The sequence below is a fragment of the Pseudomonadota bacterium genome, from assembly GCA_026388315.1.
Classification (GTDB): domain Bacteria; phylum Desulfobacterota; class Syntrophorhabdia; order Syntrophorhabdales; family Syntrophorhabdaceae; genus MWEV01.
On record JAPLKA010000056.1, the window covers coordinates 1 to 21,205 of the forward strand.

27 protein-coding genes are annotated in these 21,205 nt (G+C 46.3%); 13 read left to right on the forward strand and 14 right to left on the reverse strand.

The window, feature by feature from the left end:
• The 4 genes from kdpA to NTX75_08680 form a co-directional block, all read right to left on the reverse strand.
• Nucleotides 1–1,715 (reverse strand): potassium-transporting ATPase subunit KdpA (kdpA, locus tag NTX75_08665; GenBank protein ID MCX5816299.1); only part of this gene is annotated, 1,715 nt, incomplete at its 3' end.
• A 55-nt stretch (nt 1,716–1,770) separates the two neighbouring features.
• Nucleotides 1,771–2,538: a hypothetical protein gene (locus NTX75_08670; protein ID MCX5816300.1), complete on the reverse strand. Its 768-nt coding sequence runs from the start codon at nt 2,536–2,538 to the stop codon at nt 1,771–1,773.
• Between the two features lie 227 nt (nt 2,539–2,765).
• Complete coding sequence (locus tag NTX75_08675) at nt 2,766–3,458, reverse strand: response regulator (protein MCX5816301.1); 693 nt, start codon at nt 3,456–3,458, stop codon at nt 2,766–2,768.
• Nucleotides 3,448–4,998, reverse strand: coding sequence for a DUF4118 domain-containing protein (locus tag NTX75_08680; GenBank protein ID MCX5816302.1), 1,551 nt, complete (start codon nt 4,996–4,998; stop codon nt 3,448–3,450). Before NTX75_08680 ends, NTX75_08675 begins: the two co-directional genes overlap by 11 nt.
• 142 nt (nt 4,999–5,140) lie before the next feature.
• Between NTX75_08680 and hyi the strand changes: the two genes are divergently transcribed.
• From hyi to NTX75_08705, 5 genes are all read left to right on the forward strand, one after another.
• A complete protein-coding gene (gene hyi / locus NTX75_08685; GenBank protein MCX5816303.1) occupies nt 5,141–5,917 on the forward strand; it encodes a hydroxypyruvate isomerase in 777 nt (258 codons plus the stop codon).
• Nucleotides 5,918–6,223: 306 nt separating this feature from the next.
• Entirely contained in the window at nt 6,224–7,114 is an 891-nt protein-coding gene (locus NTX75_08690; GenBank protein MCX5816304.1) for a 2-hydroxy-3-oxopropionate reductase, read from the forward strand.
• A 259-nt stretch (nt 7,115–7,373) separates the two neighbouring features.
• Nucleotides 7,374–8,120, forward strand: coding sequence for a hypothetical protein (locus tag NTX75_08695; protein ID MCX5816305.1), 747 nt, complete (start codon nt 7,374–7,376; stop codon nt 8,118–8,120).
• A gap of 321 nt (nt 8,121–8,441) precedes the next feature.
• Entirely contained in the window at nt 8,442–9,329 is an 888-nt protein-coding gene (locus tag NTX75_08700; GenBank protein ID MCX5816306.1) for a hypothetical protein, read from the forward strand.
• Between the two features lie 20 nt (nt 9,330–9,349).
• Nucleotides 9,350–9,574 carry a ribbon-helix-helix protein, CopG family gene (locus tag NTX75_08705; GenBank protein MCX5816307.1) on the forward strand — a complete coding sequence of 75 codons (225 nt, stop codon included), beginning with the start codon at nt 9,350–9,352 and terminating at the stop codon, nt 9,572–9,574.
• A gap of 87 nt (nt 9,575–9,661) precedes the next feature.
• Here NTX75_08705 and NTX75_08710 read toward each other — a convergent pair whose 3' ends face one another.
• Together NTX75_08710 and NTX75_08715 are read right to left on the reverse strand one after the other, a co-directional pair.
• Nucleotides 9,662–10,240 carry a methyltransferase domain-containing protein gene (locus tag NTX75_08710; GenBank protein ID MCX5816308.1) on the reverse strand — a complete coding sequence of 193 codons (579 nt, stop codon included), beginning with the start codon at nt 10,238–10,240 and terminating at the stop codon, nt 9,662–9,664.
• A 62-nt stretch (nt 10,241–10,302) separates the two neighbouring features.
• Nucleotides 10,303–10,557: a GIY-YIG nuclease family protein gene (locus NTX75_08715; protein ID MCX5816309.1), complete on the reverse strand. Its 255-nt coding sequence runs from the start codon at nt 10,555–10,557 to the stop codon at nt 10,303–10,305.
• Nucleotides 10,558–10,635: 78 nt separating this feature from the next.
• Here NTX75_08715 and NTX75_08720 point away from each other — a divergent pair, with 78 nt between their 5' ends.
• The 4 genes from NTX75_08720 (at nt 10,636) to NTX75_08735 (ending at nt 12,919) form a co-directional block, all read left to right on the forward strand.
• A complete protein-coding gene (locus tag NTX75_08720) occupies nt 10,636–10,818 on the forward strand; it encodes a hypothetical protein (protein MCX5816310.1) in 183 nt (60 codons plus the stop codon).
• Nucleotides 10,819–11,145: 327 nt separating this feature from the next.
• A complete protein-coding gene (locus NTX75_08725) occupies nt 11,146–11,613 on the forward strand; it encodes a response regulator (GenBank protein MCX5816311.1) in 468 nt (155 codons plus the stop codon).
• A gap of 383 nt (nt 11,614–11,996) precedes the next feature.
• A complete protein-coding gene (locus tag NTX75_08730) occupies nt 11,997–12,347 on the forward strand; it encodes a cupin domain-containing protein (GenBank protein ID MCX5816312.1) in 351 nt (116 codons plus the stop codon).
• Between the two features lie 230 nt (nt 12,348–12,577).
• Nucleotides 12,578–12,919 carry a hypothetical protein gene (locus NTX75_08735; protein MCX5816313.1) on the forward strand — a complete coding sequence of 114 codons (342 nt, stop codon included), beginning with the start codon at nt 12,578–12,580 and terminating at the stop codon, nt 12,917–12,919.
• Between the two features lie 174 nt (nt 12,920–13,093).
• On the opposite strand, the gene NTX75_08740 is transcribed toward NTX75_08735, so the two are convergent.
• Both NTX75_08740 and NTX75_08745 read right to left on the reverse strand, forming a co-directional pair.
• Complete coding sequence (locus NTX75_08740; protein MCX5816314.1) at nt 13,094–13,357, reverse strand: CopG family transcriptional regulator; 264 nt, start codon at nt 13,355–13,357, stop codon at nt 13,094–13,096.
• Nucleotides 13,335–13,607, reverse strand: coding sequence for a BrnT family toxin (locus NTX75_08745; protein ID MCX5816315.1), 273 nt, complete (start codon nt 13,605–13,607; stop codon nt 13,335–13,337). The genes NTX75_08740 and NTX75_08745 overlap by 23 nt, the downstream gene beginning before the upstream one ends.
• Nucleotides 13,608–13,763: 156 nt before the next feature.
• Here NTX75_08745 and NTX75_08750 point away from each other — a divergent pair, with 156 nt between their 5' ends.
• From NTX75_08750 to NTX75_08765, 4 genes are all read left to right on the forward strand, one after another.
• A complete protein-coding gene (locus NTX75_08750) occupies nt 13,764–14,507 on the forward strand; it encodes a radical SAM protein (protein MCX5816316.1) in 744 nt (247 codons plus the stop codon).
• A 485-nt stretch (nt 14,508–14,992) separates the two neighbouring features.
• Entirely contained in the window at nt 14,993–15,262 is a 270-nt protein-coding gene (locus tag NTX75_08755; protein MCX5816317.1) for a hypothetical protein, read from the forward strand.
• The gene (locus NTX75_08760) at nt 15,259–15,651 is read left to right on the forward strand and encodes a type II toxin-antitoxin system VapC family toxin (protein MCX5816318.1); all 393 of its coding nucleotides are present in this window, start codon (nt 15,259–15,261) and stop codon (nt 15,649–15,651) included. Before NTX75_08755 ends, NTX75_08760 begins: the two co-directional genes overlap by 4 nt.
• A 273-nt stretch (nt 15,652–15,924) precedes the next feature.
• Complete coding sequence (locus NTX75_08765; GenBank protein MCX5816319.1) at nt 15,925–17,100, forward strand: ATP-binding protein; 1,176 nt, start codon at nt 15,925–15,927, stop codon at nt 17,098–17,100.
• Nucleotides 17,101–17,450: 350 nt separating this feature from the next.
• Here NTX75_08765 and NTX75_08770 read toward each other — a convergent pair whose 3' ends face one another.
• The 6 genes from NTX75_08770 to NTX75_08795 form a co-directional block, all read right to left on the reverse strand.
• A complete protein-coding gene (locus NTX75_08770) occupies nt 17,451–17,714 on the reverse strand; it encodes a type II toxin-antitoxin system RelE/ParE family toxin (GenBank protein ID MCX5816320.1) in 264 nt (87 codons plus the stop codon).
• Nucleotides 17,704–17,913, reverse strand: coding sequence for a type II toxin-antitoxin system prevent-host-death family antitoxin (locus NTX75_08775; protein ID MCX5816321.1), 210 nt, complete (start codon nt 17,911–17,913; stop codon nt 17,704–17,706). Before NTX75_08775 ends, NTX75_08770 begins: the two co-directional genes overlap by 11 nt.
• Nucleotides 17,914–18,194: 281 nt before the next feature.
• Nucleotides 18,195–18,638 carry an MjaI family restriction endonuclease gene (locus tag NTX75_08780; protein MCX5816322.1) on the reverse strand — a complete coding sequence of 148 codons (444 nt, stop codon included), beginning with the start codon at nt 18,636–18,638 and terminating at the stop codon, nt 18,195–18,197.
• A gap of 103 nt (nt 18,639–18,741) precedes the next feature.
• Entirely contained in the window at nt 18,742–20,037 is a 1,296-nt protein-coding gene (locus NTX75_08785; GenBank protein ID MCX5816323.1) for a site-specific DNA-methyltransferase, read from the reverse strand.
• A gap of 337 nt (nt 20,038–20,374) precedes the next feature.
• Entirely contained in the window at nt 20,375–20,629 is a 255-nt protein-coding gene (locus NTX75_08790; protein ID MCX5816324.1) for a type II toxin-antitoxin system RelE/ParE family toxin, read from the reverse strand.
• Nucleotides 20,626–20,826 carry a hypothetical protein gene (locus tag NTX75_08795; GenBank protein ID MCX5816325.1) on the reverse strand — a complete coding sequence of 67 codons (201 nt, stop codon included), beginning with the start codon at nt 20,824–20,826 and terminating at the stop codon, nt 20,626–20,628. Before NTX75_08795 ends, NTX75_08790 begins: the two co-directional genes overlap by 4 nt.
• Nucleotides 20,827–21,205: the final 379 nt, after the last annotated feature.

The following is a 21,205-nucleotide window of genomic DNA, read 5'->3' on the forward strand; positions in this document are numbered from 1 at the left end:
GTCCGGCCGGAAAATAACAACAAATGTTCGAGGAGCGGTCCCAGTATGAGCGCCGGAAAGAACGTAAGGGCACCGACAATGAGAACTACCCCTATGAGCAGCACGGTAAATAACGGACTGGCTGTAGGGAACGTAGCAGAGCTGGAAGGCACGCTTTTCTTCATCGCCAGCGACCCTGCAATAGCCAGGGCGGGGAGAATCGTCAGAAACCGCCCGACGAGCATTACGAATCCTCCGGTGAGATTATAGAAAACCGTATTTGCATTGAGACCTGCAAAGGCAGATCCGTTGTTGCCGGCATAGGAGAAAAAGGCGTAGAGGATTTCCGAGAGGCCGTGGGGTCCGGGATTGTTCAGGCTGCTGAGTCCGGCTGGAATTGCCACTGCTATGCCGGCGAATATGAGAGAGGCAATGGCAGGTGCGATAACAGCAATGACGGCCATAATCATCTCCCGTGCCTCCAGCTTTTTTCCCAGAAATTCAGGGGTGCGGCCAATCATAAGGCCTGCAAGGAATATGGCAAGAATAGCATACATGACCATGCCGATAAGACCGACCCCGACGCCGCCGAAGATCACCTCGCCAATGGCCATATTGAACATAAAAACAAGGCCGGTAAGGGGCATCATGCTGTCATGCATGGCATTCACAGATCCATTGGCAACTGCTGTAGTGACTTGACCCCAGAGAACAGAAGATCCAATTCCAAAGCGAATTTCCTTCCCTTCCATGTTGGTTCCGTTGCCCAGACCCGATTGTGCAAGTATGGGATTGCCCTGCCATTCAGCCCAGAACGCTGCACCCAATCCGACAAGAAAAAGGATCATCATGGCAGCAAATATTGCCCAGCCCTGGCGCCGGTTATTGACCATTACGCCGAACGTAAAGGGCAGCGCCGCAGGAATGAGGAGAATGGCAAGCATCTCCAGAAAATTGGAGAGCGGTGTGGGATTCTCAAAGGGATGGGCAGAATTGGCATTGAAAAAACCGCCGCCGTTGGAGCCCAACTGTTTAATGGCGATCTGGGAGGCTGCAGGCCCTACTGCAATAACCTGTTGAGTTGCCGGGGCTTGCCCATGGGAATCTATGGTCTGTGCTTTTACATAGGGGTTGAAAGTCTGTACAACCCCCTGTGAGACAAGGAGCACGGCCAGTATAATGCTCAAAGGGAGCAGCACATAGAGGACCGAGCGGGTCATATCAACCCAGAAATTACCGATGGTGTTTTTCAGTTTGGAAGTAAAGGCGCGGATGAGTGGCAGGGCAACGGCTATTCCCACTGCAGCGGACACGAAATTTTGCACCGTCAATCCCGCCATTTGAGTGAAATAACTCATAGTCGTCTCGCCGCCGTATGCCTGCCAGTTAGTATTCGTTACAAATGAAATAGCCGTATTCAGCGCCGTATCCCAGCGGACAGCGCCGAACCCCATGGGGTTGAGCGGCAGCCTTCCCTGGACTATCTGCAACAGAAACAGCACCATAAAACCGACGGCGTTGAAGAGGAGAAATGCCAGTGAATATTGCTTCCAGGACATCTCTTCGCTTTCATCCACCCGGCAAATCCGATAAAAACCTGATTCAAGGGGCCGTATTATGAAACTGAGAAATATGCGCCTTCCGGCAAAGACACTTGCCATATAGCTGCCCAGCGGCACGGCCAGGGCTACAAGAATACCGAGGAAGACAATGAAATAAAGTATGTTTGAGGCCATAATTCTAAATCCTCCCTAAATAGCAACGTCTACAGTGTTAATCTAAATATTTCGGTCACTCCTCTTTCCTTACGCCCAGTTTATCTTTAAGCACGTTTATGGCCTGCAGTATAATATAGGCCTCATCATTTGTCTTTATGTCAAAGGCAACGCCGGCACTTTCCAGCAAATCCTTCATTCTCTCCGAGAGGTGGCTCAGGGTGGTGGAAATATAGACCGGAAAATACCAAAAGTAACCCAACGCCAACAGCAGACAGAATGATCCTATGGCAGCCATGGAGTGGATGAAGCGGGAGGAATCACTCTTTGCCAACTGACTTTTCCGCACCACAGCCTGCATGTTTACGTCATAGATAGCGTTGATAGATTGCTTCAATCTTTCGCAGGACGGCAGAAAGTCATCAAAATACACAGAACTTCCGCCCGTTCTTCTCTTCATCTGAAGACAGAGCTTCAAATACAGGTCATAGTCGTTGTTGAGTCTCTCGACATATTCTTTCTCGTGTATCTCTGTTATGTTTTTGTTTTCCGCTTGTAAGTTGGTCTCAAATACCTTTCTTCCTGATTCGAAAAGCCTCAGGTAATAATCGGACATTGTCCCCGCGCGACCCGTATTATACATAGTACTGGTAATAGAATTCTTCATGTCATCAAGACCGGAAAGCATATTCTTGGAATAAACAATGGAGTTGTAATTATCCTTCAGAATATTGTCCGATTCCTGACCCAGGCTTCCCACATAATAGGAGCAAAAGCCTGCAAGAGTAAAAATAATGAAGAACAGAAATCCTAAACCCAGTATGAGCTTCTTTTTCAGAGTCATATTTCCTCCCTTAATGAACCAGATCCGGATCTCACGGCAACCGGCTGCTTTCCCAATGCGCTTCGGCTGTTCCTAATACGCTTAGCAATCGTTCCTGCAGGTTGGCACGGTCTATTACATTAATCTAAATATTCCGATATAAAATTGGTGTAAAAAGATGGATCAGAGGTGTAAAAAAAGCGTAAAGATCAAACGAGAATCAGTTGGTGCGGGAGCAAGGCGGGAACTTAATCCCGTGTGACCAGTCGATACCCAACGCCCGGTTCGGTGATGATGTAAGCTGGTTGTGACGGGTCGGTCTCGATTTTATGTCTTAGTTGACCGATATAAATGCGGAGGTAATGTGTTTGTTCCTGGTAATTCGGTCCCCAGATGGCGCGAAGGAGTTGCCTGTGGGTCACAACCCGGTCTGCCTTGAGTGCCAGGAATTTCAACAATTCATATTCTGTTGGTGTCAGTTTGATCTCTTCTCCTCTAAGCATTACATTGCGATGAGCCAGATCCACCGTAAGCTCGCCGAAGTTGAGTATTGGTTCATCATCAGTTTTAGCGACATGACGGAGGGCAACCCGGAGCCGGGCAAGGAGTTCGCCCATGCTGAACGGCTTGGTAACATAATCATCAGCACCGGCATCGAGGGCATCAATCTTGTCATCTTCATGCTCTCTCACAGAGAGTATTATGATGGGAATCTTTGTCCATTCGCGGAGGCGTTTAATGACTTCGATACCATCAATATCCGGCAAACCGAGGTCAAGAATGATTAAATCGGGATGAAATATTGCTGCCTGATTCAGACCATCATGTCCGAAAGCAGCTTCGGCGATATTGTAACCATAACCCTCTAAAGCAGCTTTCAGCATCCGGCGAATCTGTTTTTCATCATCGATAACAAGTATACGTGCGCCTTCAGATGACATGCTCTGCTCCTTCTTTAGTATCTTGCTGTTCCGGGGGCTGTTCGGATACAGGCAGGGAAAAGGTAAACCTGTTACCGTATTCAGGAGATGAATCAACCCATATGCTGCCGCCATGGGCTTCAACAATCCCTTTGCAGATAGACAGACCAAGCCCTGTACCGCTTATATTCTTCGTAGAATGCAACCGGTAAAATTTATCAAACACCCGTTCCTGTTCTATCTTTGGAATAGCCGAACCGGAATCGGCTACAATAACCAGAAGCATTTTATCGTGGTATCGGGCAGAGATTGAAATTTCACTGCCTGGAGGAGAATACTTCACCCCATTTTCCAGCAGGTTAATCATTACCTGTTCTATAAGTGTAAAATCAGCTTTTACAAGGGGAAGTTCCGGCGGGATATGAACCTTCAGAATATGTTGCTGTGAGGCCTCCTTTGTCGCCCTCAAAACGACACCGATAATGTCCTGGATATCACACCATTCTGCTTTCGGCTTCAATATGCCGCTTTCAAGCCTTACCATATCAAGGAGATTCGCTACAAAACGGTTCATGCGCTGCGCCTCTTCCTTGATTGTATGTAAAAGAACTTCCCTAACTTCCCGGGTATATACATTTCCTTCTGCGAGAAGACTTGTCGCAGCACCTGTGATAGATGCAAGTGGTGTGCGCAAATCGTGGGAGATGGAATTCAACAATGCCCTGTGCAGTTTTTCTGACTCAGCAAGCCACTTTGCCTGTTCGGCTTCTTCTGCCAATTGAACACGGATTATAGCCACAGCGGCAAGATTGGCAAAAGCTTCGATAAGCTGGCGCTGTTCGGGAGAGACGGTCTCCTCTTCATTATTCATCTTGATTGCAAGGACAGCCAGGGTTTTGTCTTCTGCTTTTACTGGAAAGATCAGTTCGCTTGCTTCTCTGAGGATTTCCGTTCCCTTGCCGGCGCTTAACCCATGTTCCAGGACCCAGTGAGCAACAGCCTGCTCCTTGCCGTCAGGCAAAGAATGCTGCGGCGGATAGGAAGCGGCTTGACGCACAACGTCATCGTCCGGGTCGGACACCAGAATTGATACCTGGGCATGTATTGTTTCAGACACTGTTTTTACCAAGGTTTCCAGGACCTGCGGGAGGTCGGCCTCTGCAGCTATTTCCTGACTGAGCGCATATAAGGCGAGCGTTCTTTCTTCCCGTTGCCTGGTTTTTTCCAGCTCATTCCGGAGTTTTGTCGCCATGGTTCCCGTAACGAGGGCTACAACAAGATAGACAGCAAAAATAAAAAGATCCCTCACCTCGCTTACGGTAAAACTGAACACGGGAGGTACAAAAAGAAAATCAAATGCCAGTACACCGAGGAAGGCCGCAAAAAAAGAAGGCCCCCGTCCCCAGCGAACCGCGCTGATAAGTACCGGCAATAAATAAAGAAGGACAATATTTGTCAGGTTAAAAAAAGGTGTCAGAAGTTTGCCTATAATTGTGACAATTATTACCGATAGAAATGTCCACAAATAGTGATTAATCGATATCCGTCTGGAGATAAACATAATATACAAACAGTATACATCACACTGCAAATGATAATCTACTTTGTTAAGGATTTTAAGATACCATTTTATTTATTTGTATCTTTATGATAATAATGTGTGAATTGAACTCAAGTTAAGTAAACTTTAAGGAGAAGTGGGTATGCCCAGATTCAGTGCAAATCTCACCATGCTTTTTACGGAAGTTCCTTTTATGGACCGGTTTGAGCAGGCAGCGAAGGCAGGTTTTAAAGCGGTGGAATACATGTTCCCGTATCCTTACTCGATTGGGCAGTTAGCTGAAAAACTGGAAAAATATAAGCTCGCTCAAGTTCTCTTCAACCTCCCCGCAGGAAACTGGGAGAAAGGGGAACGGGGGGTAGCCTTATTGCCTGACAGGGTCAAAGAATTTGAGGACGGGGTGGGGATTGCCATCGGGTATGCCAGGGCCTTGAAATGCCCTCAGATTAATTGTCTTGTGGGGTTAACACCGGATCTTCCCGTGAAAATAGTACGTGAAACACTTGTAAACAACCTGAGATTCGCCGCTGAAACCCTTGCAGAAGCAAATATCCGTCTCCTCGTGGAATCTCTCAACACAAAGGACATACCCGGATTTTATCTGTCCTCCACCATGGACGCCCTTTCCCTTATAAGAGATATAAACCATCCAAATATATTCTACCAGTATGACATTTACCATATGCAGGTCATGGAGGGTGATCTCACAGACACGATACGAAGAAATATCGACACCATCGGGCATATCCAGACTGCCGACAACCCCGGACGCCATGAGCCGGGAACAGGCGAAATCAATTTTGAAAACCTTTTTCGTTTTATTGATGAAACAGGGTACAATGGTTTCATCGGCTGCGAATATAAGCCCCTCTCGAAAACAGAGGATGGCTTGGGATGGATTAAACCGTATTTAAGGTAATGCCAAAAAAGATATGAAAAACTTTTTTTATTCAGCCGCAGACGGACGCAGACAAAAGCTGGACAGTATTTTATATCGGCTGCCGACCTGGTACCTGATATACTCCATGCCCTTCGGGCAGAGTAAAAGTTTAACATATTCGCCCGTTAGGGCTGAATATTTGATAGGCGGCATAAGTCGCCGGCTATCAAAAAGACTGTTCATTAGTATTCGTCCGCTCCTGTCCGCATTTGTCGAGCGATAGCGGGCGGCAAAATAATTATAGAGGTTTTGACAAAACGCCGGATATACAAAGGAGGAAAGGTTATGGTGAAAATCGGTTTTATCGGATTAGGAATAATGGGCAAACCAATGGCAGGACATTTGGTAAAGGCAGGATATACCCTTTATGTTTTTGATATAATGCATGAATCTGTGGCAGAATTGAAAAGCCTCGGCGCCATTCCCTGCCGGAACTCAAAAGAAGTGGCGGAGAACTCTGAGATTGTTATTCTGATGCTCCCCGATACACCTGATGTAGAAGAAGCATTGTTTGGTCACAATGGAGTATCAAGCGGGGTTAAGTCCGGGTCAGTAGTAGTCGATATGAGCTCCATCTCGCCCATAGCCACACGAAAATTCGCTGAGAAGCTGGCCAAACTGGGAGTGGAGATGCTCGATGCCCCTGTATCAGGTGGACAGCTTGGCGCTCAAAATGTCACCCTGTCAATAATGGTTGGCGGAAAAGCGGAAATATTTGAACAAATTAAGCCTGTTTTTGAAAAAATGGGAAAGAATATCGTTCTTATAGGGGGTAATGGGGACGGACAGGTCTGCAAGGTGGCCAACCAGATTGTGGTGGCCTTGACTATAGAAGCAATAAGTGAGGCGCTTCTTCTCGCATCAAAGGCCGGGGCTGATGTAACGAAGGTAAGGGAGGCGCTTCTCGGGGGCTTTGCCCAGAGCCGTATCCTTGAAGTCCATGGCGAGCGGATGATTAAACGCACCTTCCAGCCTGGTTTCAAAATTAAACTCCACCAGAAAGACCTTAACCTTGCCCTTCAAACCGGCAGGGACATTGGTGTAAGCCTGCCCAACACCGCTACGGCCCAGGAGCTTTTTACCGCCGTATCCGCTGACGGCGGGGCCGAACTGGATCATTCAGCCATGGTGCAGGCGCTTGAAAGGCTTGCGAATTTCGCAATAGGAGGGAAGTAGAGCAGTCCTTCTCGATATTTGTAAAATTATTTGGATTAATAATCCATAAATTAAGATAAGCCTTATCGTATTCTTGTTATTGTATTCTTGTTTTCAATCGTGGTACTCTTTCCAACATGCACACAGGCTCTCTTCAACGAAATGTCGTGCGGGCAGCATTTTGTTTCATAAGAAGGATTTGAATCCTTCTGTTATTCAGAGGAGAACCGGTAGAATGCAGGATTATTGAAAAATATCATATTAAAAAAAGGAGGATGTAATGAACAGGAAAAAAGGTTTTACATTTGGCGTGGGATGTAAGGATTTGGTATTTGGTTTACTGGGAATCGTCATGATTATTGTTGCGGGTGGATGTGCGACCCAGCCTCAGACTGTGTCGATGCAGACATCGGGTGGGCAGGAGCAGGTCGCTGTACCCAAGAGCACATGGACAGGCGCTGCCTCCGGGGTACAGGCGGATGCACTGGCCAAGGAAATCGTGGATGCGAACAACAACAGCATGAAGGAGTTCGACAAGTTGCAGGGGCATCTTGACAAGGAAGATAAGCGTATGGCAAAGCTGCAGTCCACGGAGGACAAGGAGTTACAGACGGCACAGCAGGCATTGGCAAAGCTCGAAACCCTTTCAAATGAGCAGGGCACCGGTCAGATAACGTTATTCTTCAAGACCGGATCGGCCAAGCTGGATCAGCAACAGACACAGAGACTCATCACCTTCCTCGACTACCTCTCCCGCGCCAGTCATGGACGGAAGGTTATCCTGCTGTCCATCGGCAGTGCATCTGCCATCGGGACCGCACAGGTCAACAAGAAGCTGAGCATTGCGCGTTCGGAAACCCCTCTGCCCATCATCGACCAGTACCTGGTGAACATCCCGCACACCTTCTACAAGGTTACCGGCATCGGCGACATGTATGCGCCTAAGGGCGAATCGCTGCAGGTAGAGCACCGGTACCAGAACGTGCGTATCATTGCAGTGTATGATACCAGCGCACTTCCCAAATAGCCCGGAGAGTTAATAGTGAATAGTAAATAGTGAGAAAGGCAGTGAATAGTAAATAGCAAGGCATTCGCCCGCGCTTGAAAGAGTGGGTGAATGCCTTGCGTCGTTGGTGGGCAAGAAGTACCGCGAATGTAAATAAGGCAATCGTTAGTCGTTAGTGAATAGTCGATAGCAAAACACTAAAGAGGAGACAGATTACAGATAATATACGCAAGGATATAATTTAGCGAGCACCGCAAGCGAGAAGGGGAGGCTCCGACAGCTTTGCTGGTGGAGGGGGCGACCGGGTACCCACTTGTGGGTGTCCCGGTAATAGAGGATTATATGAACAGCTTGTTGCATAATGAAATGTTTACGGGTGCGATAGCCATATTGGTGCACATCACCTTTCCCGTTATTGTCTTTGTGATTGCTTCGAATATGAAATTCAACGATATCAGTCGGGAAATCCGAAGGCCGTGGCTGCTGCTCAAGACCTTTATTGTGGCCTGTATTATGATCCCGCTTATAACCGCCGGGGTCGTTAAAATTCTCGATGTTCCCCTGCTCCTCGGAGGCTTGCTGCTCATCGCGTCGGTGACAGCGGGCGACCCATTCGATGTTGTGGAAGCGAAAGGCAAAAAAGGAAATATTGCGCTGTCTTCCATCACCATGCTGTTTCTGGTACTGGTGATGCCTTTTACAGTTCCCTTCTGGTTGTGGATTTTCAGTCAGTGGTTTCCGCTGCGCCTGTCAGTTTCGCCCTGGCCTCTTTTCGCTACGGTAGCACCCCTCACCCTGGTGCCCCTGCTGGCGGGAATCATGCTCAACGAACTGCTGCCATCGCTGACAAAAACCCTTCGGCCTGCATTGGAGTGGTTCATCAAGATATCGCTTGGCATCCAGATCCTGATTTTTATCGTGCCCGCAATGGAAGCTGTGTTTACCTTCAACATCGCCTCCTTTGCTGCCATCTTCATCGTGACAACCCTGTCGCTTTTCGCGGGTTACTATGCGGGCGGAGGAGCCAACCGTAAGGACCGCATCAGCATAGCTACGACCTCCGCGCTGGGCAATCTGGCAGCCATAATGCTCGTTGTCCACCTGTCCTACCCCAAGGTGCATGTGTGGTTCACCCTCCTGGCCTATATCATCCTGAGGTGGCTGGTCTTCATGCTCTGGTATCTGTTCCTGAGGGTCAAACTCCATCTGCGAGGCGAAAAATTGGAGTAAGAAGGATAAAGGGGGGCGTTATGCCGACAAAAAATGCAAGAGTGAATGTAGTGATGGAGAAACCACTCTACGCCGCCGTAAATGAAATTGCAGAAGAACGCGAACTATCAATGTCTATGGTAGTAAAAGACTTTATCAGGGAAGCAATCGAATTACAGGAGGATCAGACACTGGCAGGATTCGCCGAGATAAGGGAGGCATCTCTAAAGAAGGCTCTCTCTCATGAAGATGTATGGTATCATTGAGAAGTATAGGACGTAACCGGACCGGAGATCAGAGGTGTGGCAAGAGACTTGCGTCATGTGGGTGTTTGATGAGGTAGTTATCGGCCGCTAAGAATCAATCAGTTCAGCCATCACAGAATATCTCCAGTCATATCTACTAATCTTTGTCCTGAAACCATATCCTGTAAGCATCTCTGATAATATCTCAGGAGAATAGAAATTGGCCGGCTCTTTAAACAATCTCTCCATTCTGCATATAATCCGACCTATGAATGTATCGGGATTCAGGTCAAATATGAATAAGCGGCCGCTTAATATCATACAATCCTTTATCTCCATGATGGCTTTATGAGGATTATCAATGTGGTGGATGGTATCGCCAATGAGTACAACACTGAAAACACTTTTCTTAAACGGCAAAGATTCTGCTACTGCTCTTACTTTATACGCATATTCAGGTACATATTGTATCATTCCCTGGGCAGGATCAAGCGCTACATACTTCAGGTCATTTCTGATCTTGTGGGCAAATTGAGTGAGAATTCCTGTGCCAGCGCCAATGTCGAGCACAAGACTACCAGGTTCAATCCCTTTTAAAAGTCCGGAAAGGTCATCTATGGTTTTCCAGGGATAGACTAATGGAGAGAATAATTTGAAGAGTAAGCCAAGACGGTTAAAGGGAATCATGAGTGTTATTGTACAGCATTTTATCCTTTTCAGGCAAGAATTTACTCCTTTTCAGGCCCGATTCAGCCGGTGCTGTTTCTTATGAGCAGCAATTTCTGTGCTCTGGATAATTTCTTTATCTCCGCTTCTCGCTTTAAGGCGATGGAAGGAGTGGAACAGACTTCGACATAGACCAGCTTTACCGGCCGACGGCCCCGTGTATACTTGGCTCCTGCCTTGGTATTGTTATGTTCCTGGATTCTCTTTTCTATATTATTGGTGGTACCTGTGTATAAGGTTTTATCGGAACATTCCAGAATGTAGACGTAATTATTCATGGCGTGCCTCATTTTTCATTGACACGTTCCGGATGTGCAGGTAAGGTAATGATCAATATCTGAATAGGAGGACCAGCCATGGCTATAAAAGTTGAAATCAAAAACAATAAACTCTTCATCGAAATTGACCTGGAAAAACCAACACCGTCGTCATCCGGTAAAACCCTTGTAGTTGCAAGCACACATGGGAATACCGTTACTGCCGCTGAAGTGGGTGGCAAGCCTGTTACTATCGGGCTGAACGCTTACATTAAACGCTGAGTTGCTATTAACTCCATGCCCCTGATCTGACCACCTTCACGGATACAGGGTTAGTTTACCATGGTCTTCCTTCCAAGCCCAACAAATTGTTTGTATTCCGATTTCCGGATCGTATTTATATTTTTCTTGCGTAAAGGTAAGAATCAAATACGTTCCAACGCCTTATAAGACTTCAAGTTGAGGGAAGATATTGGACGATTGAGGATGTCCCCACGTCCCCGACCGGATGCAAAAGCCCCTTCACAAAATACATTTTTATGCTATAATAATTGCATATGCTGTTGTCCTTTTGAATATGAGATTTCATAAAGAAACACGGGGCATATTTTGAAACGAAGGAAGGACATGTCTGAGGGCCTTGACGTAATCGTCGTTGATGACGACCCGGCAGTATGTAATGTGATCGCCGAGATCATAGAGAGGTTTTATGTCTGGGGCAAGGTGCGTCGCTTCACCGATGCGGAAAAAGCCATTGCTTATTGCACAAATCAAAAGGCAGGTGTTGCCATTTTTGTTCTCGATGTCTTTATGGGAAAAGAAACGGGGTTCGGCTTCCTCGAAGCCATCGGAGACAAGTACCCCATGGCCTATGAAGATACCATTATCATAACGGGCAATGCCAGCAACGATATCGTGAACATGTGTATTGCCTCGGACATCAACCACCTCATAGAAAAACCCATCAAGCCCTTTGCCCTGCAGCTTGCAGTGAGGGCCGTTGTCGCAAAATACATCAAGTTCGCCAAGAGGCTCCTTGACGACCCCGTCTTTGCCGAGAGCGTTGCCGGACTCTGATCAGGCCTTGGGCGTAGGTTTTTGTAAGGTCGTTGTCTATAACGTAGATATATACTTCCCTTGCCCCCCCAGTTCGGTATATCCGTAACACGTAATATGTCACCCGTCATGGGTGTAAAACTTTTATTGCAATCGAAGACGTAAAGACGTATCTAAGGAAGCAGTAGCAACAGTTGCTACCACTCTCAAAATCTCCGTAAAGTCAATATCCGCCTTGTTTCACACACTTTTGCTTTTAAAAATATTTCCCAAGATTTGGAGAACAATTGCCCCGGAAAACGTAAAGCGTGGTATAGCTGTTTTGTAATTATATTTTCTTGACAACTGTCTGAAATAGCAGGAAAATGGGGGGAGCATTAAAAAATAATTAAGGAGGACCAGGGATGAAAGTAGTCCGTTTCAGCAGTGCCGAAAGCTACGAGCCGGAGAAAGACTGGAGGCGGGTAAGCCTTTGCAGCGAAAAGGATATTTCCATTGAGCATTTCGTGAAACCGCCGCACCACTCATCACCGAACCACAACCATCCGAACGCGCAGGTGATGATCGTCCTGAAGGGCAAGCTCGCAATCATCACCGATAAAGAGGAACAGGTTCTTGACGAGGGCGATGCGGTCTATATCCCCGGAAATGAAATGCATATTGTTACAAACCCGCTTGATGAACCGTCCGTCGGCATTGACATATTTATTCCCGGCCGGTCATTCGATTTCTGGCTGAAACGAAAAACCGCCTGACAACTTTAATGTATTTATACCAAGTTGCATTCAAAGGCGCATCGAGGCAGCGACGACGAGCCGACGCAGGCGTACACAGACGTACGTCGAGGAGTGCGAGGAGGAGATAACAAAGATGAGCGAATGAAGGCGACTTGGTATTACACCGTTAAAAAAGGGAATACTCAAGTTTAACGGAGCTGGCAAAACAGGAATTAAGACCGGTAAACTTACTGTGGGGGTTTGAGAAGATGGGATTTATTGTTTTCGCGATTCTTGGAATTGTTTTTGTTGTCGCCTTCGGCATCAGCGGAACAATGGCAGGGTTCGGCTGGCTGATGTTTAGAAGAAACAGCCGGGCGAGGGAGGACACAAAGAGGGTCTTTTACACGGTCCTAACTGTTACTATTATAATTCTCTACACAATTGTAACCTTTTGGCCTTTTCCACAGGGAAGACCGGGGAGTAACTACAGTGAATGGCTGAACGTATGGGGAACAAAAATTGCCATATATACAGGCACACCCGGGATAGGGTCACTTCTGGGAGGTCTGTTTACCTTTTTCTGTAGAAAAAAAGAGGGAAAGGGCTAAAGCAATCAAGAAAACCTGCAACAGAACCCGGCGAAACAGCGTATCGGCGAGTGTGGCAAGAAATAGCGTGGAGCCCACGCTACGCGAGGACAGGCGTAGAGCGTTGAGCGTAGAGTAAAGGCTTTTTTAGCGGGGGGAAGAATTTACTAATTTAATGGACGTCCCCTCATCAACCTAACCACCGGAAGATGTTTTTTCCAACAAGACCTTCTCGTGGAGCCATACTTTTATGAGCGCCCCACGGTCAACACCTATTTTTTCACGAATCATATCAATGTCTCTCACAAGGGACTCGGCAACATCCAGGGTTATGCGTATTTTCTTGTTGTAGCGGGTTGTTTTCGCCTTTGACAAATCGATCAGGTCGTGAATATCCTCTCCCGCATCGAACCTCTTATCAAACTCGTCTGATGTTTTAGCCAGTTGTTTTTTTTTCATAGAGCTTCACCTCCTTTGTTCTCGCACGCCTTACCGAGATAATTCTGATAGTACTGTTCCTGATGGTGTATACAGCCACCCATATCTTACCTGCCACGTTTCCGATCACAATCCATCTGCTCTCAATCGGATAGGGCGCCTCGATTTCAACTCTGTTGTCGTCAAACCAGATATTCCTGGCGGTCTCAAAATCTATCCCATGCTTTTTACGGTTAGACTCATTCTTGTCCTGGTCCCATTCAAATACCATACCGTTAATAATACAGATTTTGTACAAATATGCAAGTTGATTTTGACCTGAATAGAACATGGGGGGAAATCGGCAACAATACAGCCGACAGCCTTGAACAGCTTGTAGCATATCCCCTTTGTGTACAATTCTATTGCTTCTGCTGTATAATGGGCTATGATCGTTAAAGAGATCGAGGCAAAAACCATTCTCTCTAAATCCCAGATCTATGACTATGCCTTGAATGCCTATGTGGGATGCCAGCATAATTGCATCTACTGCTACGCAAGGTTCATGAAGAGATTTACCGGACACCGCGAGCAATGGGGAGAGTTCGTGGACGTAAAGATGAATGCTGCTGAACTCTTAACTCGGGAGGTCAGGAAAAAGAAAAAAGGAACCGTCTGGATAAGCGGGGTGTGTGATGCATATCAATATGTAGAACAGAAGTATATGCTCACCAAGAGATGCCTCGAAATCCTCGTTGAGAACGGCTGGCCGCTCGCGATCCAGACAAAATCCCCTCTGGTACTGAGGGACATAGGGATATTGAAGAGATCAGCGGATGCAGAGGTCTCGTTCACCATAACAACTGCGGATGATAAGGTACGGATGATCTTCGAACCGGGCGCTCCGCCGATAGAGAAACGGATTGAGGCGTTGGGAGTTCTTCATGCAGAGGGGATCAAAACTGTTGTTATGGTCGCTCCCATGCTTCCCGGAGCTGACAGACTCGTGGATATGCTGAAGGGCAAGGTAGACCATGCTTTAATCGATAGGTACAACTATCATTATGCTGACCGGGCGTATAAAAAGCACGGAATGGAATGGGCCATGGATGAGGAATTCTTTCAGGACAAAGGCGAGGAATTGAAGACCGCATTTGAAAAGGCAGGGATACCCTGCCAGAAACTGTATTGAGAAGCGAGTCCCGTCCTTGGGAAGGGATGGGGGATGTCCTTCATTATTTCAATAACTTTCCTTACATCGAGTTTTTCAAGCTTTTCTGGCCGAGGCGATTTTTGATGCATGACGAGGCGGCAAGGAAGTGGCAGCACGATTGGTGACTGCCTATTGCTAACATTTTGATAGCATTGACTATTATGATACCAATTCGAATTCAAAGATAGAACGAGGCGACAAGGAGGAGGCGACGGAGGCGCGGGGCACCCGCTTGCGGGTCGCAGTACGTCGAGGAGATGACGACGAAGGCAACAAAGTTATATGAATGAAGGCGAATTGGTATGAGATATTTTTATTTGCCGAAAACGTTTCGGCAAATGCTGCGTGCCGGAGGAAAGAAATTTAATGAACGCCCCCACCTCCCTTAACAACAAGCGTCTTGACTTTTGTAGATAACATCCTATACAATTAACTATATTAAGTGGTGTCATTGGAGGTATAGAATGAGCACAGCGACACGGCAGGCCAATTTCCTTTTACCGGAAGACCTGGTTGAAGAGTTAAGAAAGAGTGTTCCCAGAAGAGAACAAAGCAAGGTCATCGCGGAAGCATTGAGAAAGGAACTAAAACGAATGAAGCTTCAAAAGGCCTTGGAGACAAGCTTCGGGGCCTGGAAGGATGAAGACCATCCCGAATTGCAACAGGGGACTGAGGCCTTCATAAAAAGCCTGAGAAAATCTGACAGATTAGATCGCATAAACGACACAAAGTGAACACTATTCTGTTAGATACTGATGTACTGATCAACTTTTTGAGAGGGAACGAAAAGGCAAGAGACTTCTTCCGTTCCATTGTAGACGAATCCATCATCTGCTGCTCAGCGATAACCGTGGCAGAGATATATGCAGGCATGAGATTGCATGAAGCAAAAAAGACAGCCGAACTCCTCGACGGCTTGCATATAATTGACTGCACCCGTCAAATAGCCGAAAAGGCAGGAAGCTATAAAGCATCAATAAAAAGCCAGCAGCTTGATCTGGATGATTGCATTGTTGCTGCGACGGCTTTTATCAGCAATTCTGTACTTGCAACCGGCAACGACAAACACTACCCGATGAAAGATGTCAGAAAAACTATTGTGCGAATGGGGAAAAAATATTAGAAGACCGTGACGCGTGATCGGGTGCTGAACAAGGCAGGGTAAGGCTTTCCGGGGAGTTTCTATTTTGCGTCCACAGTGGACGCAAAACGAAAAGGTCTCGCGCCCGCATATGCGAAAGCAGCGTGGAGCGTTTAGCGTAGAGCAGAGGCTTTTTAGCGGGGGGAAGATATTTAATGAGTGCCCCATAGGGGTCCCCTGAAAGAATCACTTCGGCCCAGTGCCGGGGTATATTATTTCCTTGCAAATCTAACAGCGATGTTTTAATATACATGGATGATAGAAAGGGGTCTGCGGCAAAGCATCCTCCAGTCTCTGCGTAAATACCCTGTCGTGGCCATTCTTGGCTCAAGACAGGTCGGCAAGACTACACTGGCAAAGATCATAAGCACAGAGGTTGGTCGTGATACGATCTACCTGGATCTTGAGCTTGACTCTGATTTGAACAAACTGAAAGACCCCGAACTGTATCTGCGACAGTTTACCGATACGCTTGTTGTCATCGACGAGATACAAAGAGTGCCTGACCTTTTTCCGCTCATGAGGGCCCTCGTTGATCAGAAACGGGTGGGTGGCCGCTTCCTCATTCTCGGATCAGCGTCGCCTGATTTGATACGCCATTCTTCGGAAAGCCTCGCCGGGAGAATTATCTATCACGAGCTGACACCCTTCAATCTTGATGAAGTCCATGAGGACATACACACCTTGTGGCTTCGCGGGGGATACCCCGAAAGCTATCTTTCAGGCGATGGCAATGAGAGCTTTATTTGGCGCGAGTCTTACATACGGACGTTCCTCGAACGGGACATACCGCAGTTAGGCATTCACATTCCTGCCGTCCAATTAAGAAGGTTCTGGACCATGATTGCCCATTCTCACGGGCAACTTTGGAACGGAAGCAAGATCGCCTCAAGCCTGGGCCTCTCTAATATGACGGCGCGCCGATACCTCGACATCCTTGAAGACACTTTCCTGTTGCGCCAATTGCAGCCATTCCACGGGAACGCAAAGAAAAGAACCATAAAATCACCCAAGGTATACATTCGTGATTCAGGGCTGCTTCATGCTTTGCTGAAAATACATTCCCATGATGATCTTCATGGCCATCCTGTCATAGGCAGTTCCTGGGAAGGCTTCATCATTGAACAGATTGCGGGCCTTCTGCCGGAAAGAACCGAGATCTATTTCTATCGGACCGTGGCGGGCGCTGAAAGTGATCTGTTCTTCTTCGACAAAAAGAGCTCTCCTGTTGCTGTTGAAATAAAGTATTCTCTGAATCCAAGTATTACGAAGGGTTTTAGAAACGCCTGCGAGGACCTTGCCTGCACAAAGAAATTCATAATCTATCCCGGTAAAGAAATGTACCCCCTCGGTGAGGGGACCTACGCGCTTCCCGTGGGCAAACTCCATATACTCCTGGGGGAACGTCAGGGACATAGTCAAATTTCTTAACCTTTGAACTATCGGAAAAGAGGATCTCAGCGTTTATTGCGTGAATGGCATGAATGGCGTTCATTGCATGAGTGGTGTTCAGGGTTCATCCTGCCTGCGGGGCGGGACAGGCGGCGTGATCAATAAAGACAAGGCTGGATCGGGTGCGGAACAAGGTAGGACAAGGCTTTGCGGGGAGTTTCTATTTTGCGTCCACAGTGGACGCAAAACGAAAAGGTCTCGCACCCGCATGAGCGAAAGCAGCATGGAGCGTTTAGCGTAGAGTAAAACTTTTCGGGCGGGGAAAGGATTTGATAATTGGATGTCCACATCTCCACTCCATATGCTTTGCAAACCAAAAATAAAACGGTTTATAAATCACGATATGCTTCACGGCGATGCTTGATGCGCATGATTGTTATTTTTTTTCTTGCATTGTCAATCTCGTAAAGGACACGATAATCACCGATGCGCAGCCTCCAGTCCTTTAGCGAACCCTTTATTTTTTTGCTTTCCCGTGGGTGAGGTTCGGAAGCAAGTTTTCTGATCTTTGCAGCAATCTGTGAAAATAATGGTGGCGGGAGTTTATTGAGGTCTTTTTCGGCGTGTCGTTCTACATAAAGTTCATAGGGCATTATTATGTTCCGTCAGGTAATCCTCAAATTTCCTCACCTGTATGCCACCCATGCGTATCTTTTCAAGGTCTGCAAGATCTTCTTTGTCTTCAAGCTTTTCGAGTAATTCACGGTAGTCGTTAATGTCAATTATTACGGCGCTTGGTCTTCCGTCTTTCATTACCACCTGGGGTTTAGTTTTTAAGATGCCCTTTGCCATTGAATATCTCCTTATCTTTTAAATAATATTGAATAATTTAATTATAGCTTCTTTTTCACGTCTTGGCAATGGTATCAGACAAATGGATGTTATAAAATCTGGCTGCCCGAAGATGTGGAAAAACCGGACTGGTAACAAGGAAGGATAAGGCTTTCCGCGGAATTCACTATTTGGTGTTCAATGTGAACACCAAATAAAAAAGGTCTCGCGCCATGCCCGGCACACACGCAAAAATCAGTCGCGAGTGTAACGAGTTGTCTGGATTGATTGGTTCGATTAGATCAGAATTCATCAAAAAAGATGTTTATCCCGTCCTTTACCTTGTCATAGTAGATAATTTGCACCCCGATGTTTTCCGGTAACATCTGCTTCGATTCATACGTCTGCGGTTTGATGCTGACAGGATTGTCGCCAATATAACCGTCGATCCCCTTTGCTTCTTCTTCAGGAACGGATATCCTGTAAGATTTTCCCGTATGCGCTGCGACACGTTTCAGAATCGCCTCCTGAAATTTCAGGCCGACAAACGTTTTCACGATGACCAGGTCTTTGACCCATGTTTTGATCATTTCTTCATCTATCTTGGTAATAACCTGTTTGAAGTTATCGATCATCTGCATGATTTTGGTTTTCGCTTTTTCGATCGCTTCGGGGTGGCTGCTCAAATACCACTTTTCCCATTCTTCCAGCTTCCTGCCCCGGAATTCCTGGATCAATTCACTCATCTGACCGACAACTTCCGGCCTTGTTCCCTGGGCGTTCTGATTTGCAAGATTTATAAGGCGTCAAGCAATTGCGTGATTTCCTCATTTCTCATCTTGAGTTTCTTCATAGTCGGATTTCCTCTTTCAGGATCGCTTTGAACTTTTCATGATATCTGAATGGGAAGGTCTCGTCTAATTGGACCAAATGTGAGCGAAGAAAATGAAGATTGATAAAAGTATTATTTTTCAGATATAGATAAGAAAGCAGCCGGCTGTTTTCATCGTATTTAGCCTGGTCGAATTTCAGGTAAACGTTCTGCCCCTTTAATTTGTCCCAAAGCCACTTCATAGCTTCCGGTTCCTTGCCTGCCTTTGTTCCGATGCCGATTAACCTGACAATCATGTCATTGTTGAGTTCCATCATGTTGGGAGCGATCACGCGCTTCAAATGTAAATACTGCTCTTTACCGTTTCCGTTGGCTTCTATTTTTGACCCGAAGGTCATCTTTCTGGGATCGATCTTCTTATCGAATCGGACTGGATCGTGAAATACATAGGGCATTTTTTGTATTTCCTGCCGGTAATCGATGGCCGCCCGTGCCGGTTTAAGCACTTCAATAGCGGTCTGACTTAAAATATCGGCCTGCTCAGCCCCGATTTTTTTTCTGATAACCGGTAAAAAGGACTCATTGATCTCGTATCCGATCGAGCGCCTTTGAAGATGCTTTGCCGTCAGGGAGGTCGTGCCGCTTCCCAGGAAGGGATCAAGAACCGTTTCCCCGACAAAGCTGAACATCTTGATCAGCCGCTTGGGAAGCTCTTCGGGAAACATGGCCAGATGCTTATCCTGTTTCTCTCCGGGAAAATTCCAGTGTCCGGCAAAGTATTCGTTCCATTCTTCTACAGACAACTTGGACTGCTCTTTCACCGCTTTGTTGACTAACGGGGGAATCCCTGGTTTTTTAAAGAGCAGGATAAATTCGTAATCGATCTTGATAATTCCATTTCGGGGATAGGGGTACGACCCCATAATCGTGGCGCCGCCAGTCGTATTACAGGTCGTCACCTTCTGCCAGATAATGGCTCCCATATAGTCGAAACCGAAGGATTCACAGAATTTGATGATCTCGGTTCTGATGGGGATAACTTTATAGCGGCCATAATACACAGATCTGGCGAACTGATCACCGATATTGATGCACAGGCGGCAACCACCGTGAAGGACACGGTGGCATTCTTTCCACACAAGGTTCAGGTTGTTGATGTATTCTTCGTAGGTATCATGAAAGCCGATCTGCCGGACACTGTCGTAATCCTTGAGTTGCCAGTAAGGCGGCGATGTAATGACGAGATGAACGGACTCATCCAGAATTTCCGGCATCGAACGAGAATCAGCTATAAAAATCTTGTGATTGCTCATGCCTACCTTATACACCATCCGGTTTATCTTTTCAATATCGAACAAAAAAGCAACAATTAAAAGCCGGCAGCTCGATAAACACTACCCGATGAAAGATGTCAGAAAAGTCGTTGTATCTATAGAGTAAAAACAAGGCAGGAGGAATTTCTTTCTAGCGGGGGAAAGATAGATGCTGCAATTGTCGATTACCGAATGCAAACCACTACAAAACAAAACAAGGCTCGACATTGCACAGAACAAGGCAGGATAAGGCTTTGCGGGGAGTTTATATTTTGCTTTCACAGTGAATGTAAAATGGGAAAGGTCCCGCTGGATAAAGAGGCGCAGTAGGGTTTAACTACCTTTTATAAAGCTCCCTTCTGTGGCCTATTCGCAAAACCACAATATCTTGGCCTTCTATATCGAAAATGATCCTGTAATCCCCGATTCGAAATCTATAACTACCAAGGTTTGAATCGGTAAGGCTTTCAGCATAATCCAGGGGAGCATCCAGATAACGCATGAGCGTCTTACCAATTCTTTTCTTTACGTCATCATCAAGTTTTTTGATGTCTCTGTGAGCCCTTTGTGTATATAAAAACCTGTATTTCACTCCCCAAAAACCTCTGTATGTGTTTTAATCCTTCCAGCTTTGTAGTCTATCCTTGCTTCTCTAATGCTTTCCAAATATTCAGGCGAGGTCGATGCAAGAAGGTCTTCTAAAAAAGCATCCCTTTCTTTTTTTCTCATTGCCTTTATTGCTTTTATCAGTTCTCCCCGATTTAAATCTATTTTGACAGTATTGAGCATATGGAAACCTCTCTATTCAAATTTTTCTAAGTATATCATTTTTACGTAAAGGTGAGAATCAAATATGTTCCAATGCCTTATAAGGCTTCAGGTCGAGGAACGGATAATCGACAATCGAAGATGTGATCCCCCTTTGCTTTGCATTAAGCGTGATCTGGTGCAAAACAAGGCAGGATAAGGCTTTCCGGGGAGTTTGCTGTTTGCATGCACTGTGCATGCAAATCATGAAAGGTCTCGCGCATGCATGAGCGATATCGTAATCAATAAAAATTATGTTGCATTTATAAAATAACCGTTAGATAATTGAATATACAGTAAAATTTGTACAACTTTGAGGCTTTTTCGACTGCAATAGGACGAAATCCCGCGTTCTTCGGAA

Coding starts and splice junctions, on each gene's coding strand:
- NTX75_08765 (MCX5816319.1), top strand. CDS start 15,925: ATGATAGAAAGGGGTCTGCGGCAAAGCATCCTCCAGTCTCTGCGTAAA.
- NTX75_08750 (MCX5816316.1), top strand. CDS start 13,764: ATGATCGTTAAAGAGATCGAGGCAAAAACCATTCTCTCTAAATCCCAG.
- NTX75_08795 (MCX5816325.1), bottom strand. CDS start 20,826: ATGCTCAATACTGTCAAAATAGATTTAAATCGGGGAGAACTGATAAAA.
- NTX75_08745 (MCX5816315.1), bottom strand. CDS start 13,607: ATGGTATTTGAATGGGACCAGGACAAGAATGAGTCTAACCGTAAAAAG.
- NTX75_08780 (MCX5816322.1), bottom strand. CDS start 18,638: ATGAGTGAATTGATCCAGGAATTCCGGGGCAGGAAGCTGGAAGAATGG.
- NTX75_08680 (MCX5816302.1), bottom strand. CDS start 4,998: ATGTTTATCTCCAGACGGATATCGATTAATCACTATTTGTGGACATTT.
- NTX75_08695 (MCX5816305.1), top strand. CDS start 7,374: ATGAACAGGAAAAAAGGTTTTACATTTGGCGTGGGATGTAAGGATTTG.
- NTX75_08730 (MCX5816312.1), top strand. CDS start 11,997: ATGAAAGTAGTCCGTTTCAGCAGTGCCGAAAGCTACGAGCCGGAGAAA.
- NTX75_08720 (MCX5816310.1), top strand. CDS start 10,636: ATGGCTATAAAAGTTGAAATCAAAAACAATAAACTCTTCATCGAAATT.
- NTX75_08775 (MCX5816321.1), bottom strand. CDS start 17,913: ATGGCAAAGGGCATCTTAAAAACTAAACCCCAGGTGGTAATGAAAGAC.
- NTX75_08735 (MCX5816313.1), top strand. CDS start 12,578: ATGGGATTTATTGTTTTCGCGATTCTTGGAATTGTTTTTGTTGTCGCC.
- NTX75_08710 (MCX5816308.1), bottom strand. CDS start 10,240: ATGATTCCCTTTAACCGTCTTGGCTTACTCTTCAAATTATTCTCTCCA.
- NTX75_08670 (MCX5816300.1), bottom strand. CDS start 2,538: ATGACTCTGAAAAAGAAGCTCATACTGGGTTTAGGATTTCTGTTCTTC.
- NTX75_08705 (MCX5816307.1), top strand. CDS start 9,350: ATGCCGACAAAAAATGCAAGAGTGAATGTAGTGATGGAGAAACCACTC.
- NTX75_08690 (MCX5816304.1), top strand. CDS start 6,224: ATGGTGAAAATCGGTTTTATCGGATTAGGAATAATGGGCAAACCAATG.
- hyi (MCX5816303.1), top strand. CDS start 5,141: ATGCCCAGATTCAGTGCAAATCTCACCATGCTTTTTACGGAAGTTCCT.
- NTX75_08740 (MCX5816314.1), bottom strand. CDS start 13,357: ATGAAAAAAAAACAACTGGCTAAAACATCAGACGAGTTTGATAAGAGG.
- NTX75_08715 (MCX5816309.1), bottom strand. CDS start 10,557: ATGAATAATTACGTCTACATTCTGGAATGTTCCGATAAAACCTTATAC.
- NTX75_08755 (MCX5816317.1), top strand. CDS start 14,993: ATGAGCACAGCGACACGGCAGGCCAATTTCCTTTTACCGGAAGACCTG.
- NTX75_08675 (MCX5816301.1), bottom strand. CDS start 3,458: ATGTCATCTGAAGGCGCACGTATACTTGTTATCGATGATGAAAAACAG.
- NTX75_08700 (MCX5816306.1), top strand. CDS start 8,442: ATGAACAGCTTGTTGCATAATGAAATGTTTACGGGTGCGATAGCCATA.
- NTX75_08770 (MCX5816320.1), bottom strand. CDS start 17,714: ATGCCCTATGAACTTTATGTAGAACGACACGCCGAAAAAGACCTCAAT.
- NTX75_08785 (MCX5816323.1), bottom strand. CDS start 20,037: ATGAGCAATCACAAGATTTTTATAGCTGATTCTCGTTCGATGCCGGAA.